Here is a 23,918-nt window from a genome sequence, read left to right as displayed (position 1 = left end):
CCAGCCGCAGCGACGTGGATTTAAATCGATTAGGTTGGGCCAGTCCGGCGAAATCGCTTTGCGCGGTTTCGCCGGAGCATTTTTGTTTCATGCATGTCGTCATCCCAAAACCGCGATACTCTTTGGACGACATGCAAGACCTTACTTGCTGTGCAAGCGGGCTTCCGCTGCCTTGGCGGCGGCTTCGGCGGTGATGCCGAAATGCGGATAGAGCTGTTCGATGGTGCCGCTGGCGCCGAAGCCGGTCATGCCGATGAAGATGCCGTCGGAGCCGATGAGATGATCCCAGCCCTGGCGGATGCCGGCTTCGATCGCCATCTTGATCGGCGCGTTGCCGATCGTCTTCTTGCGGTAGTCGTCGCTCTGCTTGTCGAACAGTTCGAAGCAGGGAACCGAGACGACGCGAGTCGGGTGACCGTGCTTTTCCAGCAAATCGCGGGCACCAAGTGCGATCTCGACCTCCGAGCCGGTGGCAAAGATCGTCACCGCCGCCTCGCCGCTGGCGGCGGCCAGTTCGTAGGCGCCCTGGCTGCTCAGGTTCTCGGGCGAGAATTCGGTGCGCACCGTCGGCAGGTTCTGACGGGTCAGCGCCAGCGTCGAAGGCGTCTTTTCCGACTCGAGAGCGATCTGCCAGCATTCGGCGGTTTCCACCGCATCGGCCGGACGGAAGACATTGTGGTTCGGGATGGCGCGCAGTGCCGCCAGATGCTCGACCGGCTGGTGGGTCGGACCGTCTTCGCCCAGACCAATGGAATCATGGGTCATGACGAAGATCGAGCGGATGCCCATCAGCGAGGAAAGCCGCATCGACGGGCGGGCATAGTCGGAGAAGCACATGAAGGTGCCGCCATAGGCGATGAGGCCGCCATGCAGCGTCAGGCCGTTGATCGCGGCGGCCATGCCATGCTCGCGGATGCCATAGTGGACATAGCGCTGGCCGTAGTCGTCCGGCGTGATGTTCTTGGTCTGGCTCGTCTTGGTGTTGTTGGAGCCGGTCAGGTCGGCGGAGCCGCCGATGGTCTCGGGCACGGCGCCGTTGATGACTTCCAGCGCCATCTCGGACGATTTGCGGGTGGCGACCTTCGGCTTGTCGGCGGAGAGCTTCTTCTTGTAGTCGGCGATGACGGCGTCGAAGTTGGACGGTAGCTTGCCGGCGAGGCGGCGCTCGAACTCAGCCTTCAGCTTCGCATCGGCCTTGGCGAGGCGGCCTTCCCAGTCGGTGCGTGCCTTGACGCCGGCCTTGCCGGCGGTGCGCCAGGCGTCGAGGATGTCGGCCGGAATCTCGAAGGGCGGCGAATCCCAGTTGAAGAACTTCCGCGCGCCGGCGATCTCGTCGGCGCCGAGCGGCGAGCCGTGTGCCTTGTTGGTGCCGGCCTTGGTCGGCGCGCCGAAGCCGATGGTCGTCTTGCAGGCGATCATCGTCGGCTTGTCGGAATGGCGGGCGGCTTCGATGGCATAGGCGATTGCCTCCGGATCCGTGCCGTCGATGTGGCTGGCGTTCCAGCCGGAGGCCTGGAAGCGGGCGACCTGGTCGGTGTTGTCGGCGAGCGACACCGGACCGTCGATCGAGATGTTGTTGTTGTCCCAGAAGACGATCAGCTTGTTGAGCTTGAGATGCCCGGCAAGCGCGATGGCTTCCTGGCTGACGCCTTCCATCAGGCAGCCGTCGCCGGCCAGCACATAGGTGTAGTGATCGACGAGGTCGTTGCCGAAGGCAGCGTTCATGATGCGCTCGCCGAGCGCGAAGCCAACCGAATTGGCGAGACCCTGGCCGAGCGGGCCGGTCGTCGTCTCGATGCCGGTGGCGTGACCATATTCGGGGTGGCCGGCGGTCTTCGAGCCCAACTGACGGAAATGCTTGATCTGGTCGATGGTCATGTCTTCATAGCCGGTCAGATGCAGCAGCGAATAGAGCAGCATCGAGCCATGGCCGGCCGACAGGATGAAGCGGTCGCGGTCGGCCCAGTGTGGGGCCTTGGGATCGTATTTCAGGAAGCGCGTGAACAGCACCGTGGCGATGTCGGCGCAGCCCATGGGCAGGCCGGGGTGGCCGGATTGAGCCTTCTCGACGGCGTCCATGGAGAGAAAGCGGATCGCATTGGCCATCCGGTCATGTTGTTCACGCGACGTCATGGTTCCTCCAGAAATGGGGGTTTGGGGGCTTGGGAGAGCCTTGAAAAGGGTGCGCGACACATAGCAGGCGCGGGCTTTTAGTCAACAAACCGGTGCGCATTTGCCGGTCTTGTGATGCCGGCGGCGGGCCTACATTAGCGTTAGCAGGGGACAGTCGCGAGAGCTTTGTTGACGTTGCCTTCACCCGGTGCCTAATGTTTCGCGGATAACGCGTTCTGAACGCGAACGATTCGGTGATGGGCAGGGCACAGGACGAAGGCCATGACCGGGGAAACCACGCTCAAGGAAGTCATCTCCAGGCTGGGTAAGGCCATCGAGGGGCTGGAAAATGCCGTCGCGGCCAAGCTCGAGCATGAACGCGATTACTCGGAAGCCGAGGCCGAGGTGCAGCGGATGAACGCCGACCGCTCGCGGCTGGCGCAAGAACTCGACAATTCCGAAGCGCGCGCCGAAAGGCTGGAAGACGCCAACAAGGAAGTGTCGCGACGGCTGGTGACCGCCATGGAAACCATCCGCGCTGTGTTGGACAGATAGGGCTGGACAGGTAGGCTCATGGCACAAGTCACGGTTTCCATCGACGGCAAGCAGTATCGGATGGCCTGCGACGAAGGCCAGGAAGAGCATCTGATCGATCTTGCCGAACGCTTCGACCGCTATGTCTCGCATCTGAAGGAGTCATTTGGCGAGATCGGCGACCAGCGGCTGACCGTCATGGCCGGCATCATGGTGATGGACGAACTCTCGGAGTTGCAGAAGCGCGTCAAGGGCATGGAAAGCGAAGTGCTGACCTTGCGCAAGACGCGCGACGACGCGTTGACCAAGGCCGACAAGAACGACGGCGTGCTCACCAATGCGCTTGGCGCGCTGGCACAGCGCATGGAAGATCTGACGGCGACGCTGGCGGTCAACAAGGTCTGAGCCGCACGCGGCCCTTCCAACCCAGCCAAAAGCTCTCGTGCGCCAGTGGCGCCGCAGGCAGTACGAAAGTGCTCGTTCCGCCGCCGACAAGAGTTTCATATTATCTCGCCGTCGCAATTTTTGCGCTAAGATAGAGTTAAGCCGGAGCGTGGGTGCCTTGATGGCGGCATGGTTTGCCGCCCGCCCTCTCTGCTGGCGAGTTTGTTACAGGGGAGATGTGCCATGAGCCTTCGTATCAACGACATCGCGCCGGACTTCACCGCCGAGACCACGCAAGGGACGATCAAGTTCCATGAATGGATCGGTGACGGCTGGGCGATCCTGTTCAGTCATCCGAAGAACTTCACCCCGGTCTGCACGACCGAGCTTGGCACGATGGCCGGGCTGGAAGGCGAGTTCAGGAAGCGCAACGTCAAGATCATCGGCATTTCGGTCGATCCGGTCGAAAGCCACGGCAAATGGCAGGACGACATCAAGACGGCGACCGGCCATTCGGTGAACTATCCGCTGATCGGCGACAAGGACCTCAAGGTCGCCAAGCTCTACGACATGCTGCCAGGCGGCGCCGGCGAGACGTCGGAGGGCCGCACGCCCGCCGACAACGCCACCGTGCGGTCGGTCTATGTCATCGGGCCGGACAAGAAGATCAAGCTGGTGCTTACCTACCCAATGACCACGGGCCGCAACTTCGACGAGATCCTGCGCGCGGTCGATTCCATGCAGCTGACCGCCAAACACCAGGTGGCGACGCCGGCGAACTGGAAGCAGGGCGAGGATGTCATCATCACCGCCGCCGTCTCCAACGAGGATGCAATCAAGCGTTTCGGCGCCTACGAGACCATCCTGCCCTATCTCAGGAAGACCAAGCAGCCATCCGCCTGACCGCGCTTCTTCGGAACAGCTTTTGGCTTTCTCGCCGCTGCGAGCGAAATGATACTTGACTGGGGCACACGGGGGGACAACCATGCTCCCCTCGGGTACCGGCAGAGAAAATCATTCCTGCCGACCAAAGCGCGTCGCGTCTGAACGGATTCAGACGACGCGCTCTAGGTCTTTGTTTTTATGCATGTCGTTCTCCCAAAACCGGGGGCACTTTTGGGCGACATGCATCAGGGTTTGGGGAAGCCGAAATTGGACGTAGCTTTGGCCAGGCCGCAGGTCAGCGGCTTCTACGACAAGCCGACAGGGGCTATCCAGTATGTCGTCGCCGACCAGGCGACGAAACGATGCGCCATCATCGATCCGATCCTCGACTTCGACGAGAGGTCCGGCGCCACGGCAACGAAGAGCGCCGACGTCTTGCTCGACTTCGTCAGCGAGCAAGGGCTGAGCATCGAGTGGATCCTCGATACCCATCCGCATGCCGACCATTTCTCTGCGGCACACTATCTGAAGCAGAAGACCGGCGCGCCCACGGCGATCGGCGAGAGGATCGTCGACGTCCAGAAACTTTGGAAGGCGATCTACAACTGGCCGGATTTTCCCGCCGACGGTTCGCAATGGGACAGGCTGTTTAGGGAAGGCGAAACCTTCCGGATCGGCACCCTTCCGGTCACGGTGCTGTTTTCCCCCGGGCATACGCTGGCCTCGATCACCTATGTGATCGGCGATGCCGCCTTCGTCCACGATACGCTGTTCGTGCCCGACAGCGGCACGGCGAGGGCGGACTTTCCCGGCGGCAGTGCCGCGCGGCTGTGGCACTCGATCCAGGACATTCTGGCGCTGCCGGACGAGACGCGCGTTTTCGTCGGTCATGACTATCAGGTCGGCGGACGAGAACCGTTGTGGGAAAGCACGGTCGCCGAGCAGAAAGCCGGCAACATCCACCTCGTTGCCGCGCGCACCGAGGCTGATTTCGTCGCCTTGCGCGAGACCCGCGACAGGACACTGCCAATGCCGAGGCTGATCCTGCATGCGCTGCAGGTCAACATGAATGGCGGACGGCTGCCGGACCCGGAAGCCAATGGCCGGCGCTATCTGAAATTTCCGCTGGATTGCTTGTGAGGGCGCTCGCAGACGGCATACCACTTTCTGGGAAGTCAGTGCCGCCCCTCATTGTCCTGCCGGACATTTCTCCCCGTATTGTGACGGGGAGAAAGAAGCCTGCGCCCGAAGCTTTCGCCAATTTTCCACGTTGCAAGAAAGAGCGGCGGTGCCGCGATCAGCCCCTTCTCCCCGTCACAATACGGGGAGAAGGTGCCGGCAGGCGGATGAGGGGCAGCGCTAACATCGTTTGGAAAAGCGCTGAATAGCAGCTGTCCGCATCCGTTCGCAGAACCCACAAAAAAACGGCGGCGCCAGTTTCCTGACGCCGCCTTTGTGTTTCGCTGCCGAAGCTGGCTTTACGCCGCCGGCTGCACCTCGATTGTGCGCAGCGCCTGGGTCTGGCGCTTGGCGGCGGCCTTGACCGCGTCCTGCACCTTCTCGAAGGCGCGCACCTCGATCTGGCGCACGCGCTCGCGGCTGATGTCGAACTCGGCCGACAGCTCTTCCAGGGTCAGCGGCTCCTCGGCGAGGCGACGGGCCTCGAAGATGCGCCGCTCGCGCTCGTTGAGCACGGCAAGAGCGCCCGACAGCATGCCGCGCCGGTTTTCCAGCTCGTCCTGTTCGATCAGCATCTCTTCCTGGCTTTCATGGTCGTCGACCAACCAATCCTGCCATTCGCCGGATTCGCCTTCGCTCGCCCGGATCGGGGCGTTGAGCGAGGCGTCGCCCGACAGGCGGCGGTTCATCGACACCACTTCGGCTTCGGAAACGTTCAGCCTTGTGGCGATTTCGGTGATCTGGTCAGGCTTGAGGTCGCCGTCATCGAGCGCCTGGATCTTGCCCTTCACCTTGCGCAGGTTGAAGAACAGGCGCTTCTGATTGGCGGTCGTGCCCATTTTGACCAGGCTCCACGAGCGCAGGATGTACTCCTGGATCGAGGCCTTGATCCACCACATGGCGTAGGTCGCGAGGCGGAAGCCGCGCTCGGGTTCGAATTTCTTGACGGCCTGCATCAGGCCGACATTGCCTTCCGAGATCACTTCGCCGATCGGCAGGCCGTAGCCGCGATAGCCCATGGCGATCTTGGCGACGAGCCTGAGGTGGCTGGTGACGAGCTTGTGCGCGGCGGAGGTGTCCTCATGCTCGGCATAACGCTTGGCGAGCATGTACTCTTCCTGCGGCTGCAGCATGGGAAAGCGGCGGATTTCTTCCAGGTAGCGGCTGAGGCCGCCTTCGCCGGAAACGATACTGGGTAATGACTGGGCCATGATAGCGCCCCCTCTCTATTGGAGTGATGCCCCCGAAACGCGGCAGGCATATGACGCGAGCACCAAAAGGCTCGCCCGCGACATCAGATCTTATACAGGAACAAAACCAGAAAAGACAGGCGTTTGTTCAACACGAAACAGTGTGTCACGCTGAAGTGAACAATACCAGTCAGGTTTTTTGATGGCTAGCTTGAAGCTTGTTGGTGACCAGGTTCACAGCTTGCGAAAGCCGCCGACGAGTTCCTCCATGTCCCCCGGTAACGGCGCCTCGAACCGCATCGTTAGATGGGTAGCCGGGTGGCGAAATGCAAGGAGCCAGGCATGCAAAGCTTGCCGGGAAAATGCCTTGACCTGGCCTTTCAGCGGTTCGGGCAGCCGGTTGGCCTTGGTGCGGAAAGCCTGGCCATAGTCGGGGTCGCCGATCACCGGATGGCCGATATGCGCCATGTGCACGCGGATCTGGTGGGTGCGGCCGGTCTCGAGCCGGCATTCGACCAGGCTGGCCGTGGCGAACTCCTGCTGATCGACGCCGAAGCGTTCCCGCACGGCGAAGTGGGTGACGGCATGGCGGGCGTCGTCGCGTCCTCCCGGCACCACGGCACGCCTTACGCGGTCGGCGGCACGGCCGAGCGGCGCGTCGACCGTGCCGGTCGGCCTCTGCGGTATACCCCAGACCAACGCCAGATAGGCGCGCTCGAGATCGCCGGTCAGGCCGTGATCGGCGAAGGCCTCGGACAGCGACTTGTGGGCGCGGTCGGTCTTGGCGACCACCATTACACCGCTGGTCTCCTTGTCGAGGCGGTGGACGATGCCCGGCCGCCGTACGCCGCCGATGCCGGAAAGGCTGTCGCCGCAGTGGTGGATCAGCGCGTTGACCAGCGTGCCGGTCCAATTGCCGGCGCCGGGATGCACGACAAGGCCAGCCGGCTTGTTGATGACGATCAGTTCGTCATCCTCATAGAGCACATCGAGCGCGATGTTCTCGCCCTGTGGCTCCGCCGGTTCCGGCTCCGGCATGGCGACCGAGACGCTTTCGCCCGGCGTCATCTTGCGTTTGGTCTCGTCGACCGGCTTGCCGTCGATCGAGACCGCGCCCTGCCTGATCAGCATCTGCACGCGGCTGCGCGACATATCCGGGCCGAGGCTGGCCGCCAGCCACTGGTCGAGGCGCTGGCCGGCCGCATCCGCGCCCGCCACCAGCACGGTGGGGGCTGCCTCTCTGAATTGGTCCTCTATCAATTCAGGGGCCTCTTCGCTATGAGCGCTCATTGAAAAACCGTTCCGGACTATTTGCCATGGCCAGCCCAATTGCCGAGGAAGATCAGGAGAAACCGCTCGACCCCGAGGTCGAAAAGGTGCGCAGGAAACTCGTCCGCTTCGTCGGGATCAATCTCGGCCTGCTGTTCCTTGCCCTTATGGTGGTGATCGGCGCCCTTGTCTACAAAGCGCGCAACGCACCGCCGGCGAACCCGCCGCTGGCCGGTGACATCCAGGTGCCGGCCGGCGAGCCGGTCAGCGGCGACATCGTGCTGCCGGTCGGCGCCAAGGTGGTCAGCCAGTCGCTGTCCGACAATCGCGTCTCCATCGACGCCGAACTCACCGACGGCAGCCGCACGATCTTCATCTACGATATCGCCGAGCGCCGTCTGATCGGCCGTTTTGCAATCCGCAACAAATGAGCGGGGCGCAACAAATGAGTAAGCCTCAGGGATGACCGGGTTCGCCGAGCACCGTCGTGTCGCGACCGTGGCGCTGGTCGTCGCCAATTATGACGAGGCGATTGCCTGGTATGTTGATCGGCTGGGTTTCCTGCTCATCGAGGATGTCGATCTCGGCGCCGGCAAGCGCTGGGTCACAGTGGCGCCGGCCAACGGGCAGGGCGCGAGGCTGCTTCTGGCCGAGGCTTCCGACGAGGCACAAAGCAAAAGCATCGGCAACCAGACCGGCGGCCGGGTTTTTCTGTTTCTCGAAACCGACGATTTTGCCCGCGACCACGCGGCGATGCTGGAGAAGGGCGTCGAATTCCGCGAGCCGCCGCGCTTCGAGCCCTATGGCACGGTGGCCGTTTTTGCGGATCTCCACGGCAATCTCTGGGACCTGATCGAGCCGAAACGGTAGGCTTGCGGCCGGCTTTTCCTCGATACGACAAAGCCACCCGAACCCCAGTTGCTTTTTCCCAGCCGTCAGCCTATATCGCCGGTTCTTGAACGCGCCCATCGTCTAGCGGTCAGGACACCGCCCTCTCACGGCGGGAACAGGGGTTCGATTCCCCTTGGGCGTACCACTCTCTCCGTCTCCACCAATCGTTCGATCTTGGCTGCATTCGTCGCTTCTGGCGCGGCGGGGCCGATTGCATTAGCATTGCGCCATGGATCCTGAGGCATGGCGCAAGCGGCGCGTAGAACGTCGGGTGCCGGGCAGGTCCAGACCGGCAGTTGATGCCGTGCGGGAGGAAGGCCAATGCAGAAACTGCAATCGCAAGGTGTGCATCACATCACGCTGGTCGGCGCCGGGCGCCAGACCTCGATCGATTTCTGGGAGGGCGTGCTCGGCATGCCGTTCATCTTCGAGCAGCCCAACCTCGACAAACCCAAGGAAAGCCACCTCTATTTCGATCCGGGCGACGGCCGGCTGATCACCATCTTCACCGACGAGAGCCGCACGCCGGAGAAACGACGCACGCCGACCGACCCGGGTTGCGTCCACCACATCGCTTTTGCGGTGTCGCGCGTCACCTTCCTGCAGGCGGTTGCCCGGCTCGACGAGCGCGGGATCAAACACAGCGGCGTCAAGGATCGCGGCTTCATGGATTCGATCTATTTCGAGGATCCGCTCGGCCTGCTGATCGAGCTCGCCTCCTACCGCTTCGAGCCGCCGGCGGGCTTCACCCATGCCGACGTGTTGATGGAAGCGCACAGGCTGCGTGTCGCGCGCGGCGACTACAACATTGCGGAAGTGCATCTTGCCGATGCGATCCAGGCGCTCGTCGAGCGTTCCCGCGCAACCTTGTCGGATGACCGGGCACCGAAGAACCCATACTGAACAAACCAGAGGGAGGAACAAATGGCCAAGACAGCGACGAAGAGTGCGAAAAAACCCGCGGCCAAAGCAGCCGCGAAGCCTGCGGCGAAAGCGGTGGCAAAGCCGGCGGCCAAGGCAGCGGCCAAGCCCGCTGCGAAGGCCAAGGCGAAGCCGGCTAAGAAACCTGCCGTGAAGCTCAGCATGCTGAAGCCCAGCGTCAACAACATGACTGTTCGGGTGTTCGCGCGCGCGGCCGGGCTGGGTGCCGACGAGACCGATGCCTGGGGCCACACCCGCTCGCCGGAATTCATGGCGCGAAACCCCGCCCATCTGACGCCAATGATCGAGGACAAAGGCCTTCCCAGAGGCGTGTTGTGGGAAAGCTGCGCCATCATGCAATACCTCTCAAACAAGCACGGGCTGGAGAAATTCTATCCCAAGGCGCCGGCCAAGCGGGCGATGATCGACAGTGCCATGTTCTACCTGGTCGGTACGCTCTACCCCTATGTGGCGCGTGCAACCTATCCGTTCCTCGGCTTCCCGCAATATGCCGGCGAGGTCGGCCACAGCGACGCCGACCCTGGCAAGAAGTCCGAAGCCCAGAGGGCCGCGATGGCCGCGATTGCCGAGCCGCTTGAGGTCTTCCACAGCTTCTTCAGGGACGGCAAGCCGTTCATCGGCGGCAAGAACCCCTCGATCGCCGACATCCGCCTGGCGGCAACGCTCGAGTTCCTGGCGGTCATCGACTACACCCTGCCCAAATGGGCCAAGGAGTATATGGCGGCGATCGAGAAGAAGCTCGGCAAGGCCTACGCCGAGCCGGCCGGCGACGTGCGCGGCTACATCGCCTATGTGAAGTCGCAGGCCAAGGTCTGAGGTTAAGGATTCGTTAACCAAAGCCCTGTCTACTGCCGATAATTCACCCCGCGACCACGGATGTACTGGCGCCGAGGTGGAAGGAAAGGTCGGCGCAATGCCGGCCTTTTTGCTTTCGCACGCTGTCGGCGGGACGTGATCGAGCAGCGATCAGGGCCACGCAGGTATCATCTGGTGTCGCTTTTTGGGCGTCAACTTTTTGCCGAGAGATATTGTCATTGCCGGCGCTGGCCCTACCATCCATTTCGGCAGTCCGGCATGGATTGCCGGTCAGGAGCGAGATGAGGGCTGGCGATGAAAAGCGTTGCGAGGCAGGTTGCGATTGCGGGCATGATGCTGGCGGGCGCTGGTCATCCTTCAAATGCCGCTGAACTCAACACAATGAGCGATGTCGGGGCCGCGATCCAGGCATGCTGGACGCCGCCGGCGGACGCCGGAACCGCCAGCGTTACTTTGAGCTTCAGCTTCAAGCGGGACGGCACGCTGATCGGCCCCCCGAGGCCGACAGCCATCAAGGTGAACGGCGACGCCACGGCGAAAAAATCATTTGTCGACGCCGCGACAACGGCCTTGCAGAACTGCCTGCCCCTGACCTTCTCGCCGAAGCTGGCGCAAGGGGTCGCCGGCAACGTGTTCACGTTGCAATTCACCTCTCCCAAATAAACCGACAAGCGAGAGCAAACCGACAAGCCAGCCAAAACCGCCGTATCACGGCGGTTTGCGCGGCCCTGCGGGTGCTGGCTCAGTGGTGGCTGCGCCTTGCCTCGGCATGCCGGGCAAGGTCAGGCGTCTCGAAGACGTAGTCGTTCCAGGCCGATTCCGGGATCTGGCCGGCCAGATAGCATTCCAGCAACAGGCTTTGCTCGGCGTTGAGGGGCCTTGGCGCGCGCTCGTGGTCCAGCCCAAGCGAGTGAAACAGGTTCCTTGTCAGGTCCGAGACCGTGAAGTGGATCGACATCTGCGTTCTCCTTTAGCCATTCAACGCCGAAGGCCAGGCAAAAGTTTCAAAGCGCATGGCGGTAACGGCGGATTGATTTGGGTCCGCTGCGCTGCGGCCCCTCGGCGATCGTTGACCTTGCCGGTCTGTCGGCCTTGCCGGATTGTTTTGGAGTTCGTCTCAATCTTGAAATAAAAATGTAATATCGAATTTACAGAGCGCGACATAATACACAAAGGAAGAGTCCATCCAGGTTGAAAAGCTTGAAAGAATTAGGATTTACTCATTTAGCTGAAGCTTACCGAAGTAAAACATTGTAATTCCAGGTTCTCAGCGACAGGGACCAAGTCGTCAAGATGACCCGTTTCTGGCCTCTCATTATGATCGCGCTGATATCGGTGGCGGCGATCTTGCTGGGTACACCCCCTTCCTATGCGGATAGCTGCGGCGCAATCAGGGCCCAGCTGCTTTCGGCCGGCCGCGGTGGCGGGGCAAGTCCGGAGCTTGCCTCGTTGCGACGGCAACTTGCCGCGATCCAGAATATCGAGAGACAGCGCCAGTGCACCGCGAAAAGCTCCCAGGGTGGCCTCTTCAACGCTTGCGCCGACCTTGCCAGGAGCCGCACGGACGTGCAGCGCCGGATCGCTGCCGCGGCGAATTCGGGCGGGGATACATCGGGCCTGCAGGCGCGGTTCGTCGCGCTTGGCTGCGCGCCTTCGGCCAAGCAGCAGCGGCGCCCGCCCACACCAGGGACTCAATCGGCGGGTGCATCGCTCGGCGGCAATGCGATGCTGTTTTGCGTGCGCCTGTCGGACGGCTACTTCTTCCCGGCGCCAAAGTCGCAATTCGCCGGAAGCGGCGATCTGAAGGAGACGGCCGATCAGTGCCGTTACATCTGCGACGATCCCGGCGTCGACCTTTACACGCTGAGCGACGCCAGCCTTGAAACCGACAACATGGTCGCGCTCGATACGCGCAAGCCCTACTCCGAGCTGCCGGCGGCCTTCAGATATCGCGATGACGCGAATTTCAAGGCATGCGACGTCAAGCGCTATTACCAGCGGGTCGCCGAATTGCGAGCCAGGACGGTGACGCCCGCCGACATGAGCAACGCCATCATTCCGCTGCCGACGGTAAAGCCGGATCTCGGCATCGTTGCCGCCGTTCCCGCGCCCGATGCCCTGGGCACCGCCCAGCACCAGTCGATCGAGGCCAGCAAACGGCCGGTGCGCGTGGTCGGCCCTGCCTTCTTCCCGGCCGACTGACGACCGGCCTTTCCGATTTCGGCGGATGACCGGTTGCAGCGGGCCTGTTGCGATCCGGCCGGAACACAGGATCTGCCTGGAACAGAGTGGCGCTCATGGCGTTGTGATCGACATCAGCCAGGAGAAACGCCATGGCCACGTTCAGGGAAATGAGGGTGCTGGAGATCGTCGAAGACGGCTCCCTGACCACCGAACAGAAAATCGCTGAGCTGCGCGGGATCGAATCCGAGGCACGTGGGCTGCAGCGGGCTGCGTCGGAGAGCCCGATGGGCGACGATGACGGCTGGCAGGACGATTTGCGTCAGGTGCGCCTTGCACTCGACAAGCTCGGTGCCAAAGAACCCAAAAAGGGCGCCGCCTCGCTCTGAAGGCAAGCTCACTGAAAGGCATTTGCCGATCGATCGCTATTCGCAGACCATGCGAGCTCTCTTGCCGGGCTCGCTGACGTTTCTGCAGGTCAGCGGCTTCGTTGGTTCAGACAGGGAAGGCGGTGTCGAGACCCTCGTCCGGTGCCTTCTTGGCGCAGCATGCGTCATCACCCTGCGCTCGGAAAATCGCTGCGGCGGCTGCGGCGCCACCGGAAAGGCGCCGTCTTCGATCTGCCCGTATTCGACATGCGGTGGCGGCCGATCCCAGAAACGCCGGACATCGAGCGGCCTCGGGATCACCACGGTGCCGTCATAGGTGCGCGTGCAGCCGCTGCCGAACAGCAGCGTCAGCCCCATGACGAAAGGCAAGATCCGTCCAACCATCCGCAATATCCCTTGGGACCTATATAGCGGCTTCGATCCTGCCGACAACCCGGCGCAACACCGCAGGCCGTGTCGGCGGATATATCTAACCGCCCGTTAAGGTTAGCGGATCGTTAATGCTTGTCGGGCACATTCCGGCGACGAACCGCGGAGGAGGGTTCGGCCTTGGTTTTCGGGTGGGGACGGCATGGCGGAAGCGGACGACACAATTGGCGCGCGCGGCAAGCGCGGGCCTCGCAAATCGGCAACGCATGCCGACGATGCATCATCGTCCGCTGCGGACATGGATTCGACCGATACGCTTCGCCAGTCGAAGCCGGTTCGGACTGGATATGGGAGACCGACGCCGAACTGCGCTTCTCCTGGCTTTCACAAAATTACCAGGCAGCCACCGGCGTCGATCCTGCTGATGTGCTTGGCCGGTTCCGCTTCGACTTCCTCAACCAGGTCCTGAACGGCGACCGCAGTGGTGCCGCGCATCTGGCCGATCTGCAGGCACATCGGCCGTTTCGCGACTTCGTCTATGAGTTGAAAGGCGGCCGCGCCGATTGCCGCTGGATCTTGACATCGGGCTTTCCAAGGTTCGATGGCGAGGGAAGATTTGCCGGCTATCGCGGCATCGGCCGCAACGTCACGGCGCTGGCCGGCGCTTTCGAGGCCCTGGAGCAGAAGTCGTCGGCGGATAGCGAACCCGCCCAGCATCTGACCGATCTCGAGCGGACGATGGATGCCATGCACATGGGCGTCGTGCTTCTGGACGCGAGACTCGACACACTGATCGTCAACAAGGCCTATCGCGACCTCTCCAGGATTCCGGACGGTGCCGTGACCGTCGGCGCCCCGTTCAGCCTGTTGATGGAACTCAACCGCCGCAACGGCATCTATGGCGATATCGACGAACAGCAATGGCAGCGCTACCTCGCCACCCGCATGGAGGAGATTCGCGCCGGCTCCGTTGCGCCGCGCGAGTTTCCCCACGCTGACGGCAGGACCATGATGTTCTCGGTCACCGCGCTGTCCGGCGGCAAGCGCCTGCTGACCTACTACGACATCACCGAACTGAAGCTTCGCGACGCCGAAGTCCAGAACGCCAATGCCAGGACCGCCGAGACCTTCGCCAACCTTCGCACCATGGTCGACCAGATGCCGATCGGTGTCCTCGTCCTCGATGCCGATTTGCGCGCCGAAGTCATCAACCGTGCCTTCTACGATTTCTGGCAGATCGACGCCCGGCGCGCCGAGATCGGCTGCAGCTTCCGCGAACTGGTGGACGCCAGCCGCGACGTCGACCCGTACGGTCACGACGACGCGACATGGCAGCGGCATATCGCCGATCGCGAGGCGGAAATCAGGGCCGGCACAGCTGGATCGCGGCAGTTCCCGCGCAATGACGGCCGCACGCTGATCTCGTCGATGGCGCCGCTCGCCGGCGGCAAGCGGCTGATCTCCTATGTCGACGTCACCGACATGAAGGATCGTGAGGCCGAACTTGCCGACGCGCTGGAGAAAGCGCGGCTGGCGGAAGCGGTGATCAACGCCGTCAAGGATCCGATCTTCGTCAAGGACGACCATTTGCGGTTTGTGTTCGTCAACGAGGCGTTCGCCACCTTGTTTGGCCAGACGCCGCAAGCGATGCTCGGCAAGCCCGGCGGCGATTTCCTCTCGACGAACAATGTCGCGCTTTTCGAACAGAGCGAACGGGACGTGCTTGCCAGCGGGCGCGCTTACGAAGTGGAAGAAAATTTCGAGGCCGATGGCGCCAGCCGCTCGCGCATCGTTAGGAAGAGCCGCGTCGGCATGGCCAGCGGCCGCAACTATGTCGCCGGTTTCCTGTTCGACATTTCCGACATGAAGCGCCGCGAGACCGAGGCCGAGGATGCACGCAAGCATCTCGCCAGCGTGCTGGAATCCTTGCCGGCGGCCGTCATCATCTACGATCGCGACGACAAGTTCGTTTTCGCCAACCGCAAGATCCAGGATACGCTGCCGGCCCTGAAGCCGGCATGGCAGCCCGGCTGTACACTCCGCGAAGCGCTCGTTCTCGGCCATTCGAACGGCTATTTCCGCTCAAGCGGCGACCCGCAAGTCGACAGGCTCTACGACGACGAGCCCGATCGCTGGCTGGACGCTATCCTCGCCCGCTACCGCTTGCCCAGTTCCTCGTTCGAACGTCGCAACCCCGACGGCCGCTGGTACCAGGTCTACGACATGCGGACCGACGATGGCACGTTCATCGGCGTTCGCGTCGACATCTCCGAGATCAAGAGCCGCGAGAAGGCGCTGCGCGACAGCATGCGCCAGATCGATCTGTTCCGGCACGTGCTGGACGAGCTGCCGGTGGCCGCCTTCATCAAGGCGCAGGACCTGAGCATCGAGTTCGTCAACAAGGCCTGGTGCGCAATAACCGGCCTCGCCAAGGAGGAGGTCATCGGCCGCACCGACCGCCAGCTGTTCGGTGCGCAGGACGCCGACAGCTACAGCCTTGACGACACCGAAGTCGCCGTGACCGGCGCCGTCAAGGAGATCGAGGAACCCGTCACCAATCGCGACGGCACGGTTCGGCAATTGATGACGCGCAAGAGCCGCCTGGTGGCGCTGGACGGATCGGTGCATCTGGTCGGTTCGAGCACCGACATCACCGAGGTCAAGGCGCGCGAGCGCGCGCTGGAAGACAGCATGCGCGAGAACGAGGTGTTCCGCAGCCTGATCGACAACGTACCGGTGTCGATCTACGCCAAGCGCTCCGACCTCAGGCAATTCTACGTCAACAAGGGCTGGTGCGACCTGACCGGCTTCAGCAAGGAAGAGGCGATCGGCAAGACCGACATCGAGATCTTCGGGCCGGATGGCGAAGCTTTCGTCAATGGCGACCTAGCCGTGCTGCGCACCGGCGAAACCCAGGAGGTCGAAGAGACGGTGACGATGGCCGACGGCAGCGTCAGGCATCAATTCGCCCGTAAGGGCGCGATGATCGCGTCCGACGGTTCGCTTTACCTGATCGGATCGACCACCGACATCACCGAATTGAAGATGCGCGAGGCCGAACTGCGCGAGGCGCGGCAGCGCGCCGTGCTCGCCGACCGCGCCAAGTCGGAATTCCTCGCCAATATGAGCCACGAGATCCGCACGCCGATGAACGGCGTGCTCGGCATGGCCGAACTGCTGGCCAAATCGGACCTTGACCCGAAACAGAAGACGTTCACCGACATCATCGTCAAATCGGGCAACGCGCTGCTCACCATCATCAACGACATCCTCGATTTCTCCAAGATCGACGCCGGTCAGCTGGTGCTCGATCCGGCGCCCTTCAACCTTGCCGAGGCGATCGAGGACGTGGCGACGCTGGTGTCCACACGCGCCAAGGAAAAGGACCTCGAACTCATCGTGCGCATCGAGCCTCGGCTCGAGAGCCTGTTTGTCGGCGATGTCGGCCGCATCAGGCAGATCGTCACCAACCTGCTCGGCAACGCGGTTAAATTCACCGATGAAGGCCATGTGCTGGTCGACGTCACCGGCGAAAGGGTTCCGACTGGGACGAAACTGACGATCTCGGTCACCGATACCGGTATCGGTATCCCCGAGGAAAAGCTGAAACTCGTGTTCGAAAAATTCAGCCAGGTCGACACCTCGTCGACGAGGCGACACGAAGGAACCGGCCTCGGCCTTGCCATCACCTCGCGGCTCGTCGAACTGATGGGCGGCGACATCGGTGTCGAGAGCTCCGAGGGCAAGGGCTCGACCTTCTGGTTCACGGTCACGCTGCCGAGGGCCGGTCAGCAGAACGGGCAACGCATCATGCCTGTCGACGTGACCGGCGCGCGCGTGCTGATCGTCGACGACAATGCCGTCAACCGGGCCATCCTGACGGAGCAGATGACATCGTGGACATTCGATTCCTGCGCGGCCGAAAGCGGCGCCGAGGGTCTCAAAGTGCTGATTGCCGCCGCCGCCTATGGCGTGCCGGTCGACTGCGTCGTGCTCGACTACCAGATGCCCGGCATGAGCGGCGCCGAAATGGCGCGGATCGTGCGCAACACCGCTGGCCTTGCCGGCACGCCGATCATCATGCTGACCTCGGTCGACCAGTCGCTCGCCAACACCAGCTATCGCGATCTCGGCATCGATGCCCAGCTGATCAAGCCGGCGCGGTCATCGGTGCTGCTGGAAACGCTGGTTGCCACCATCCAGCGGCATCGCCACAACACGGGCGACGCCCAACCGCTGGCAGCCGACATCCCTCTGGGCAAGGTTGTGCGGCCACAGCCGTCGGAACAACGGGCGCTGCTACAGCCGCCTTCGGTTCGCCCCCGGCCACCCGCGACCGCCGGCGGCGACAGGCTGGATATCCTGGTGGCCGAGGACAATGAGGTGAACCAGATGGTGTTCACCCAGATTCTCGGCGAGACCGGCTATGGTTTCGAGATCGTCGGCAATGGCCGCAAGGCGCTCGACGCCTTCGGCCGGCTCAATCCGTGCATGATCCTGATGGATGTCTCGATGCCGGAGATGAACGGGCTCGAAGCCACCGCCGCCATTCGCCGGCTGGAGGAAGAGACCGGCACGCATGTGCCGATCGTCGGCGTCACCGCGCATGCGCTGAAGGGCGATCGCGAACGCTGCCTGGAGGCCGGCATGGACGACTACCTGCCCAAGCCGATCAGTCCAAGGGCCCTGCTCGAGAAGGTCGAGCGCTGGGTCGGCGCCAGCCGCCAGGCTCAGCGCAACGCCGGGTAAAGGCCGGCGTAGCATCCGGCTTGCCCAAGGGAACTCGGCGGCGATTCGCGATCCCCGCTGAGGCAAGACTATGGCGCGATCGCACCATATCCAAGGCGGCGCCCAGCCGAGACAATGGCCACATTCGAATTCCGCTCCTCCAGTTACGGGCGGGAGCAGCGACCGCCGGCATGAGACAGCGTCAACCTACCCCAACGGACCTGTTTTCGGCGATGGCCCGGCCACGACATCTGGCCGAGAGCAACGCACTCCCGTCCGGATTTTCTTTGCCGAGGCATCGATTGCGAAACCACGGGTCGCTCTCGGTCTGAAACGGCGCAAGTGCCTGATTCCGGGCACAAAGACAGGCTCCGCCGCAAGCGCCGGCCGGCCGGCATTTTCCCCACCCCGATGACGCGTTACCGGGGTGACATCAAACTGTCATGCGACTGTAATAATCGAGGGCTATTGGCCTCAGCGGGCGCTGAAGGAACGGCGCCGAGAGACCATCTTCCGAACAGGAGCAGGCCACATGAAGAAATTCCTCCTTACGGCGTCGGCTGCGGCGCTTGCGCTCGCCGCGTCGTCCGGCTTCGCCGCCGCGCGCGACCAGATCCAGGTCGCCGGGTCGTCGACCGTGCTACCCTATGCCAAGATCGTCGCGGAGCAGTTCGGCGAAGCCTTCACCAACTTCAAGACCCCGGTGGTCGAGTCCGGCGGCAGCGGCGCCGGCATCAAGGAATTCTGCAAGGGCGTCGGCGAAGACACGATCGATATCGCCAACTCCTCGCGCCCGATCAAAAAGGACGAAATCAAGTCCTGCGCCGACGCTGGCGTCAAGGAAATCCAGGAAGTTCGCATTGGCTATGACGGCATCGTCTTCGCCACCGACATCAAGGGTCCGGACTGGGCGCTGGTTCCCGCCGACATCTACAAGGCGCTCGCCGCCAAGCTCGTCGTCGACGGCAAGCTCGTCGACAATCCGAACACCAAGTGGAACCAGGTCAATCCGAAGCTGCCCGACTGGGATATCGCTGCCTACATTCCCGGCGAAAAGCATGGCACGCGCGAAGTGTTCGAGACCAAGCTTCTCGACGCCGGCTGCGACAAGGCTGCCATCAAGGCCACCGGCGTCGCCGACGACAAGGAAGTCGGCAAGACCTGCATTGCGATCCGCAAGGACGGCAAGGCCATCGACATCGACGGCGACTACACCGAGACGCTCGCCCGCATCGACTCGAACAAGACCGGCGTCGGCGTGTTCGGCCTCGCCTTCTACGAGAACAATGCCGACAAGCTGAAGGTCGCTACCGTGGAAGGCATCACGCCTTCGACCGAGACGATCGCCAGCGGCAAGTATCCCGTGTCGCGCCCGCTGTTCTTCTATGTGAAGAAGGCGCATCTCGGCGTCGTCCCCGGTCTCAAGGAATATGTCGAGTTTTTCCTTGACGACCAGATGGTAGGCCCGGAAAGCCCGCTCGCCGAATACGGCCTCGTCGCGGCCCCGGACGCCGAACGTCAGGCCCAGCGCGACGCTTTCGCCGCCGGAAAGTCGATGTAACCAATCTACAAAACCAGGGCGCCGGCCGAAGCCGGCGCCCTGGTTTTGCCGCCTGCCGCTGGCGGGTGGCGATTTGAGCATCCTTTGCTCTAGAGTTTCCCCTGGGGTGGGTCCATGTCGTCCATGCTCGTACTGGCCATTGTCGTCGCCATCGGCCTGGTTGCATTCCTGATAGGTCGGCAGCGTGCCGCAGCGCAGGACAACGGCACGGTGAAGCCGCATTCGCGCGCCCACTATCACGGCTGGTGGGCCTTCCTGCTCGCCGTCCTGCCTGCCCTTTTGCTGCTTGCCGTCTGGACCATCGGCTCGTCCTTCTATCTCGACCGGCACATTCACGCTGCCTTGCCTGAGCGCACCGCCGACAGCAAGGTTGCCAGCGAAGCGCTGGACGTCAGCCTGGTAAAGAGCCTCGCCAAAGGCCTGCATCAGCTCGATGCGAACACGCTGGCGGCGCTGCCCGCGACCTTCGCCGAGCTGCAGCCGCTGCTCGCAGCCAAGGGCGTGGCGCTGGCAACGGATACGCAAGACTACATGATCCCGATCGCCGTCGAAGCGAACGCCGTGCAGAGCCGGCTTGGCATGATCGGCGCTGTCCTTGCATTCGCCCTGTCGATCGCCGGCGCTTTTTATGCGCTCAGGCAAATCGCACCGCGTGCAAGGGCGCGCAACAATGTCGAGAGGCTGATGCTGTGGGGGCTGCTCGCTGCGTCGACCATCGCCATCCTGACCACGGTTGGTATCGTGCTTTCGATGCTGTTCCAGACGATCCAGTTCTTCGAGAGCGTCTCGCCGATGAGCTTCTTCTTTGGCACGGTCTGGGATCCGCGCTTCGCCGCCGCCGGCTCGGGCGGCAGCCAGGGCCAGTTCGGCCTGATCCCGCTTCTCGCCGGTACCCTCTACATCGCCCTGATTGCATTGCTGGTCGCGGTGCCGGTCGGCCTGATGTCGGCGGTCTACATGGCCGAATATGCATCGCCCAGGGTGAGATCGGTGGTCAAGCCGGCGCTTGAACTGCTGGCCGGCATACCGACCATCGTCTACGGCATCTTCGCCGTCGTCACGCTGGGGCCGTTCCTGCGCGACCTCTCCGCCGCGCTCACCGGCGGCTCGCCGTTCATCCAGGGCCAGAGCATCTTCACCGCCGGCCTGGTCATGGGCGTCATGCTGATCCCGGTCGTGTCCTCGCTGTCCGACGACATCATCACCGCGGTGCCGCGCGCTATGCGCGACGGCTCGCTCGGCCTTGGCGCGACGCGTTCGGAGACGATCAAGCGGGTGATCCTACCGGCGGCGCTCCCGGGCATCGTCGGCGCCATCCTGCTGACCGCCTCGCGCGCCATCGGCGAAACGATGATCGTCGTGCTGGCCGCCGGTGTCGCCGCCAATCTCACCATCAATCCGTTTGAGGCGATGACGACCATCACCGTCAAGATCGTCAACCAGCTCACCGGCGATCTCGAGTTCAATTCGCCGCAAACCCTGGTCGCCTTCGCGCTCGGCCTCACGCTGTTCGCCCTGACGCTGGTGATGAACATCGTCGCGCTCTACATCGTGCGCAAGTACCGGGAGCAGTACGAATGACCGACATCCCCATGAATACGATGGTCCGGGTCGCCGCTCATCCGCGCCGCGACATCGGCCTGAAGGCCCGCTATGCCGCCGAACGCCGCTTCCGCATCTACGGCATGCTGGCGATTTCCGTCGGCCTTGCGTTCCTGGCCATCATGCTCATCACCATCGTCACGAAGGGTTACACGGCCTTCTGGCAGACGACGGTGTCGCTGCCGATCAGCTTTGACGAGAAGGTGATCGATCCGTCCAACAAGCGCGCCACCGATCCGACCGTGCTGATCAAGGCAAACTATCCAAAGCTCGCCGAAAAGGCGCTGATCGCCAAGCTCGGCATCAATCCCGACGACAAGCCGTCGATCCTGAAGCTCAAGGGCTTCCTGTCCGAAGGTGCCCGCGTCCAGCTGCGCAACATCGTCGCCGCCGATCCGTCGGTCATCGGCACGACGCGCGACGTCAACATCCTTGCCGCCGCCAATCTCGACTCCGCCTTCAAGGGCCAGATCGACCTTGGCGTCGAGGAAGCGCGCCGCAAGGTCTCCGACCAGCAGATCGCCTGGATGAACAAGCTCAGGGCGGACGGTGCGATGGCCGAGCATTTCAACACCGGGCTGTTCTCCTACGGCGCTTCAAGCCGTCCGGAAACCTCGGGCATGGGCGTGGCGATCATCGGCTCGTTCTACATGATGGTGATCGTTCTGCTGCTGGCGCTGCCGATCGGTGTCGCCGCCTCCATCTATCTGGAGGAATTCGCCAAGAAGAACCGCTTCACCGACCTGATCGAGGTCAACATCAACAATCTGGCGGCGGTGCCGTCGATCGTCTTCGGCCTGCTCGGCCTCGCCGTGTTCATCAATTTCCTCGGCATGCCGCGCTCTGCTGCGTTCGTCGGCGGCCTGGTGCTGACGCTGATGACGCTGCCGACGATCATCATCGCGACACGCGCCGCGCTTGCCGCGGTGCCGCCGTCGATCCGCGCCGCAGCGCTCGGCCTCGGCGCGTCCAAGATGCAGATGGTGTTCCAGCATATCCTGCCGCTAGCCGCCCCCGGCATTCTCACCGGCACCATCATCGGCCTGGCGCGTGCGCTGGGCGAAACCGCGCCGCTGCTGCTCATCGGCATGGTCGCCTTCGTTGCCGACTATCCAAAGACGCCCTTCGACCCGGCGACCGCGCTGCCGGTGCAGATCTACATGTGGGCCAACGAGGCCGAACGTGCCTTCGTCGAGCGCATGTCGGGCGCCATCATCATCCTGCTGGTCTTCCTCATGGCCATGAACATCACAGCGATCGTGCTTCGGCGTCGGTTCGAGCGTCGCTGGTAGAAAAAAAGGCATCTGGTATGAACATCATGACCGAGCAGTCTCTTGAAAACGCAGTGGGCGACAAAATGAACGCCAAGTCGAACGAAGTGATCAAGATGCGCGGCGACAAAGTCGGCGTGTTCTACGGCGACAAGCAGGCGCTGTTCGACGTCAATCTCGACGTTCGCCTCAATCAGGTGACAGCGCTGATCGGCCCTTCGGGCTGCGGGAAGTCCACCTTCCTGCGCTGCCTCAACCGTATGAACGACACCATCGACTCGGCACGGGTGACCGGCAAGATCACGCTGGACGAAGAGGATATCTACGACAAGAACATTGACGTCGTCGAACTCAGGGCGCGCGTCGGCATGGTGTTCCAGAAGCCCAATCCGTTCCCGAAGTCGATCTATGAGAACGTTGCCTATGGCCCACGTATCCACGGGCTGGCCAAGCGAAAGGCTGACATGGATCAGATCGTCGAACAGAGCCTGAAGAAGGCGGCGATCTGGAACGAGGTCAAGGATCGCCTGCAGGAACCCGGCACCGGCCTCTCCGGCGGCCAGCAGCAACGTCTATGCATCGCGCGCGCCATCGCCGTATCGCCAGAGGTGATCCTTATGGACGAGCCCTGCTCGGCGCTCGATCCGATCGCCACCGCGCGCGTCGAGGAACTGATCGACGAGCTGCGCCAGAACTACACGATTGTCATCGTCACCCATTCGATGCAGCAAGCGGCGCGCGTGTCGCAGCGCACGGCGATGTTCCATCTCGGCTATCTGGTCGAGGAGGGCGCCACCGACAAGATGTTCACCAACCCCGACGACAAGCGCACTCAAGACTATATCACCGGCCGGTTCGGCTGAGTGGTCCGGCGTTGAATTTTCAGGCACGAGGACTGGATCATGGGTGAACATACCGTCGCATCTTTCGATGAGGATCTGGAGCAGATCAGCCAGCTGATCCGCGACATGGGCGATCTGGCCCGCTCGATGGTCAGCGGCTCGACGCGCGCCTTGCTCAATTCCGACAACGCGCTGGCGCAGCGCGTCGTTTCCGACGACGCCATCATGGATGCGCGTCAGCGCGAGCTGGACGACCGCGCCATCACGCTGATCGCCAAGCGCCAGCCGATGGCCAACGACCTGCGCGCCGTCGTCGGTTCGATCCGCATGGCCGGTGATCTCGAACGCATCGGTGATCTTGCCAAGAACATCGCCAAGCGCGTCGGCACCCTCGGCCTCAGCGTCACGCCGCGCGACCTGTCGCACTCCATCGACGCAATGGCGCAGCTGGTGCTGATCCAGGTGCAGGGCGTCATCGAGGAATATGCGGCGCGCGACGCCGAGGCCCTGGCGAAACTGCGCGCCGACGATGAGCGCATCGACGTGAAATACACCTCCGTGTTCCGCGAACTCCTTACCTACATGATGGAAGACCCGCGCAACATCACCGCTTGCACGCATCTTTTGTTCTGCGCCAAGAACCTCGAGCGCATCGGCGATCACGTCACCAACATCGCTGAAAATGCGTATTATGTTTTGACCGGCACGCAGCTGCCCGCCAATCGTCCGAAGCAGGACGAGACGGCAATGTCCGCGCCAGCGGCATGACGACA

22 protein-coding genes and 1 tRNA gene are annotated in these 23,918 nt (G+C 62.8%); 18 read left to right on the top strand and 5 right to left on the bottom strand.

Features of this window, described 5'->3' with window-relative positions; all coding sequences use genetic code 11:
• Nucleotides 1-141: 141 nt before the first annotated feature.
• The gene (tkt, locus tag B5V02_RS12190) at nucleotides 142-2,133 is read right to left on the bottom strand and encodes a transketolase (protein ID WP_111544429.1); all 1,992 of its coding nucleotides are present in this window, start codon (nucleotides 2,131-2,133) and stop codon (nucleotides 142-144) included.
• Nucleotides 2,134-2,394: 261 nt separating this feature from the next.
• Between tkt and B5V02_RS12185 the strand changes: the two genes are divergently transcribed.
• From B5V02_RS12185 to B5V02_RS12170, 4 genes are all read left to right on the top strand, one after another.
• Entirely contained in the window at nucleotides 2,395-2,667 is a 273-nt protein-coding gene (locus B5V02_RS12185; RefSeq protein WP_095089347.1) for a DUF4164 domain-containing protein, read from the top strand.
• Nucleotides 2,668-2,685: 18 nt separating this feature from the next.
• Nucleotides 2,686-3,051, top strand: coding sequence for a cell division protein ZapA (locus tag B5V02_RS12180; RefSeq protein WP_111544428.1), 366 nt, complete (start codon nucleotides 2,686-2,688; stop codon nucleotides 3,049-3,051).
• A gap of 222 nt (nucleotides 3,052-3,273) precedes the next feature.
• Complete coding sequence (locus B5V02_RS12175) at nucleotides 3,274-3,933, top strand: peroxiredoxin (RefSeq protein WP_111544427.1); 660 nt, start codon at nucleotides 3,274-3,276, stop codon at nucleotides 3,931-3,933.
• A 222-nt stretch (nucleotides 3,934-4,155) separates the two neighbouring features.
• Nucleotides 4,156-5,055, top strand: coding sequence for an MBL fold metallo-hydrolase (locus B5V02_RS12170; RefSeq protein WP_167458477.1), 900 nt, complete (start codon nucleotides 4,156-4,158; stop codon nucleotides 5,053-5,055).
• A 338-nt stretch (nucleotides 5,056-5,393) separates the two neighbouring features.
• Here B5V02_RS12170 and rpoH read toward each other — a convergent pair whose 3' ends face one another.
• Both rpoH and B5V02_RS12155 read right to left on the bottom strand, forming a co-directional pair.
• Nucleotides 5,394-6,305, bottom strand: coding sequence for an RNA polymerase sigma factor RpoH (gene rpoH, locus B5V02_RS12160; protein WP_111544426.1), 912 nt, complete (start codon nucleotides 6,303-6,305; stop codon nucleotides 5,394-5,396).
• 213 nt (nucleotides 6,306-6,518) lie between these two features.
• Nucleotides 6,519-7,574 (bottom strand): RluA family pseudouridine synthase, encoded by a 1,056-nt coding sequence (locus tag B5V02_RS12155; RefSeq protein ID WP_111544425.1) that lies wholly within the window; start codon nucleotides 7,572-7,574, stop codon nucleotides 6,519-6,521.
• 26 nt (nucleotides 7,575-7,600) lie between these two features.
• On the opposite strand from B5V02_RS12155, the gene B5V02_RS12150 reads away from it, so the two are divergent.
• The 6 genes from B5V02_RS12150 (at nucleotide 7,601) to B5V02_RS12125 (ending at nucleotide 10,865) form a co-directional block, all read left to right on the top strand.
• Nucleotides 7,601-7,984 carry a fimbrial protein gene (locus B5V02_RS12150; protein ID WP_111544424.1) on the top strand — a complete coding sequence of 128 codons (384 nt, stop codon included), beginning with the start codon at nucleotides 7,601-7,603 and terminating at the stop codon, nucleotides 7,982-7,984.
• Nucleotides 7,985-8,015: 31 nt separating this feature from the next.
• Nucleotides 8,016-8,423, top strand: coding sequence for a VOC family protein (locus tag B5V02_RS12145; RefSeq protein WP_111544423.1), 408 nt, complete (start codon nucleotides 8,016-8,018; stop codon nucleotides 8,421-8,423).
• 91 nt (nucleotides 8,424-8,514) lie between these two features.
• Nucleotides 8,515-8,589 (top strand) — tRNA-Glu (locus B5V02_RS12140).
• A gap of 176 nt (nucleotides 8,590-8,765) precedes the next feature.
• Complete coding sequence (locus B5V02_RS12135) at nucleotides 8,766-9,347, top strand: VOC family protein (protein WP_111544422.1); 582 nt, start codon at nucleotides 8,766-8,768, stop codon at nucleotides 9,345-9,347.
• A 21-nt stretch (nucleotides 9,348-9,368) separates the two neighbouring features.
• The gene (locus B5V02_RS12130; RefSeq protein ID WP_111544421.1) at nucleotides 9,369-10,202 is read left to right on the top strand and encodes a glutathione S-transferase family protein; all 834 of its coding nucleotides are present in this window, start codon (nucleotides 9,369-9,371) and stop codon (nucleotides 10,200-10,202) included.
• 294 nt (nucleotides 10,203-10,496) lie between these two features.
• Nucleotides 10,497-10,865, top strand: coding sequence for a hypothetical protein (locus B5V02_RS12125; protein WP_111544420.1), 369 nt, complete (start codon nucleotides 10,497-10,499; stop codon nucleotides 10,863-10,865).
• 79 nt (nucleotides 10,866-10,944) lie between these two features.
• Here the strand turns inward: B5V02_RS12125 and B5V02_RS12120 are convergent, their stop codons facing one another.
• Entirely contained in the window at nucleotides 10,945-11,160 is a 216-nt protein-coding gene (locus tag B5V02_RS12120; protein ID WP_111544419.1) for a hypothetical protein, read from the bottom strand.
• A 359-nt stretch (nucleotides 11,161-11,519) separates the two neighbouring features.
• Between B5V02_RS12120 and B5V02_RS12115 the strand changes: the two genes are divergently transcribed.
• Nucleotides 11,520-12,404: a DUF2865 domain-containing protein gene (locus B5V02_RS12115; RefSeq protein WP_245445878.1), complete on the top strand. Its 885-nt coding sequence runs from the start codon at nucleotides 11,520-11,522 to the stop codon at nucleotides 12,402-12,404.
• Between the two features lie 131 nt (nucleotides 12,405-12,535).
• Complete coding sequence (locus tag B5V02_RS12110) at nucleotides 12,536-12,772, top strand: hypothetical protein (RefSeq protein ID WP_111544417.1); 237 nt, start codon at nucleotides 12,536-12,538, stop codon at nucleotides 12,770-12,772.
• Nucleotides 12,773-12,808: 36 nt separating this feature from the next.
• Here B5V02_RS12110 and B5V02_RS12105 read toward each other — a convergent pair whose 3' ends face one another.
• The gene (locus B5V02_RS12105) at nucleotides 12,809-13,156 is read right to left on the bottom strand and encodes a hypothetical protein (RefSeq protein ID WP_111544416.1); all 348 of its coding nucleotides are present in this window, start codon (nucleotides 13,154-13,156) and stop codon (nucleotides 12,809-12,811) included.
• Nucleotides 13,157-13,321: 165 nt separating this feature from the next.
• On the opposite strand from B5V02_RS12105, the gene B5V02_RS12100 reads away from it, so the two are divergent.
• From B5V02_RS12100 to phoU, 6 genes are all read left to right on the top strand, one after another.
• A complete protein-coding gene (locus tag B5V02_RS12100) occupies nucleotides 13,322-17,890 on the top strand; it encodes a PAS domain-containing protein (protein ID WP_167458469.1) in 4,569 nt (1,522 codons plus the stop codon).
• A gap of 511 nt (nucleotides 17,891-18,401) precedes the next feature.
• The gene (locus B5V02_RS12095; protein WP_111544415.1) at nucleotides 18,402-19,430 is read left to right on the top strand and encodes a PstS family phosphate ABC transporter substrate-binding protein; all 1,029 of its coding nucleotides are present in this window, start codon (nucleotides 18,402-18,404) and stop codon (nucleotides 19,428-19,430) included.
• A 114-nt stretch (nucleotides 19,431-19,544) separates the two neighbouring features.
• A complete protein-coding gene (gene pstC / locus B5V02_RS12090; protein ID WP_111544414.1) occupies nucleotides 19,545-21,011 on the top strand; it encodes a phosphate ABC transporter permease subunit PstC in 1,467 nt (488 codons plus the stop codon).
• Entirely contained in the window at nucleotides 21,008-22,324 is a 1,317-nt protein-coding gene (pstA, locus tag B5V02_RS12085) for a phosphate ABC transporter permease PstA (protein WP_111544413.1), read from the top strand. Before pstC ends, pstA begins: the two co-directional genes overlap by 4 nt.
• 17 nt (nucleotides 22,325-22,341) lie before the next feature.
• Nucleotides 22,342-23,166 (top strand): phosphate ABC transporter ATP-binding protein PstB, encoded by an 825-nt coding sequence (gene pstB, locus B5V02_RS12080; RefSeq protein ID WP_111544412.1) that lies wholly within the window; start codon nucleotides 22,342-22,344, stop codon nucleotides 23,164-23,166.
• A 39-nt stretch (nucleotides 23,167-23,205) separates the two neighbouring features.
• Entirely contained in the window at nucleotides 23,206-23,913 is a 708-nt protein-coding gene (gene phoU, locus B5V02_RS12075) for a phosphate signaling complex protein PhoU (protein ID WP_111544411.1), read from the top strand.
• The last annotated feature ends 5 nt before the right edge of the window (nucleotides 23,914-23,918 follow it).

Source organism: Mesorhizobium kowhaii (assembly GCF_003253745.1).
GTDB classification, from domain to species: Bacteria; Pseudomonadota; Alphaproteobacteria; order Rhizobiales; family Rhizobiaceae; genus Mesorhizobium; species Mesorhizobium kowhaii.
This window is presented reverse-complemented; position numbering and strand designations above follow the sequence as displayed.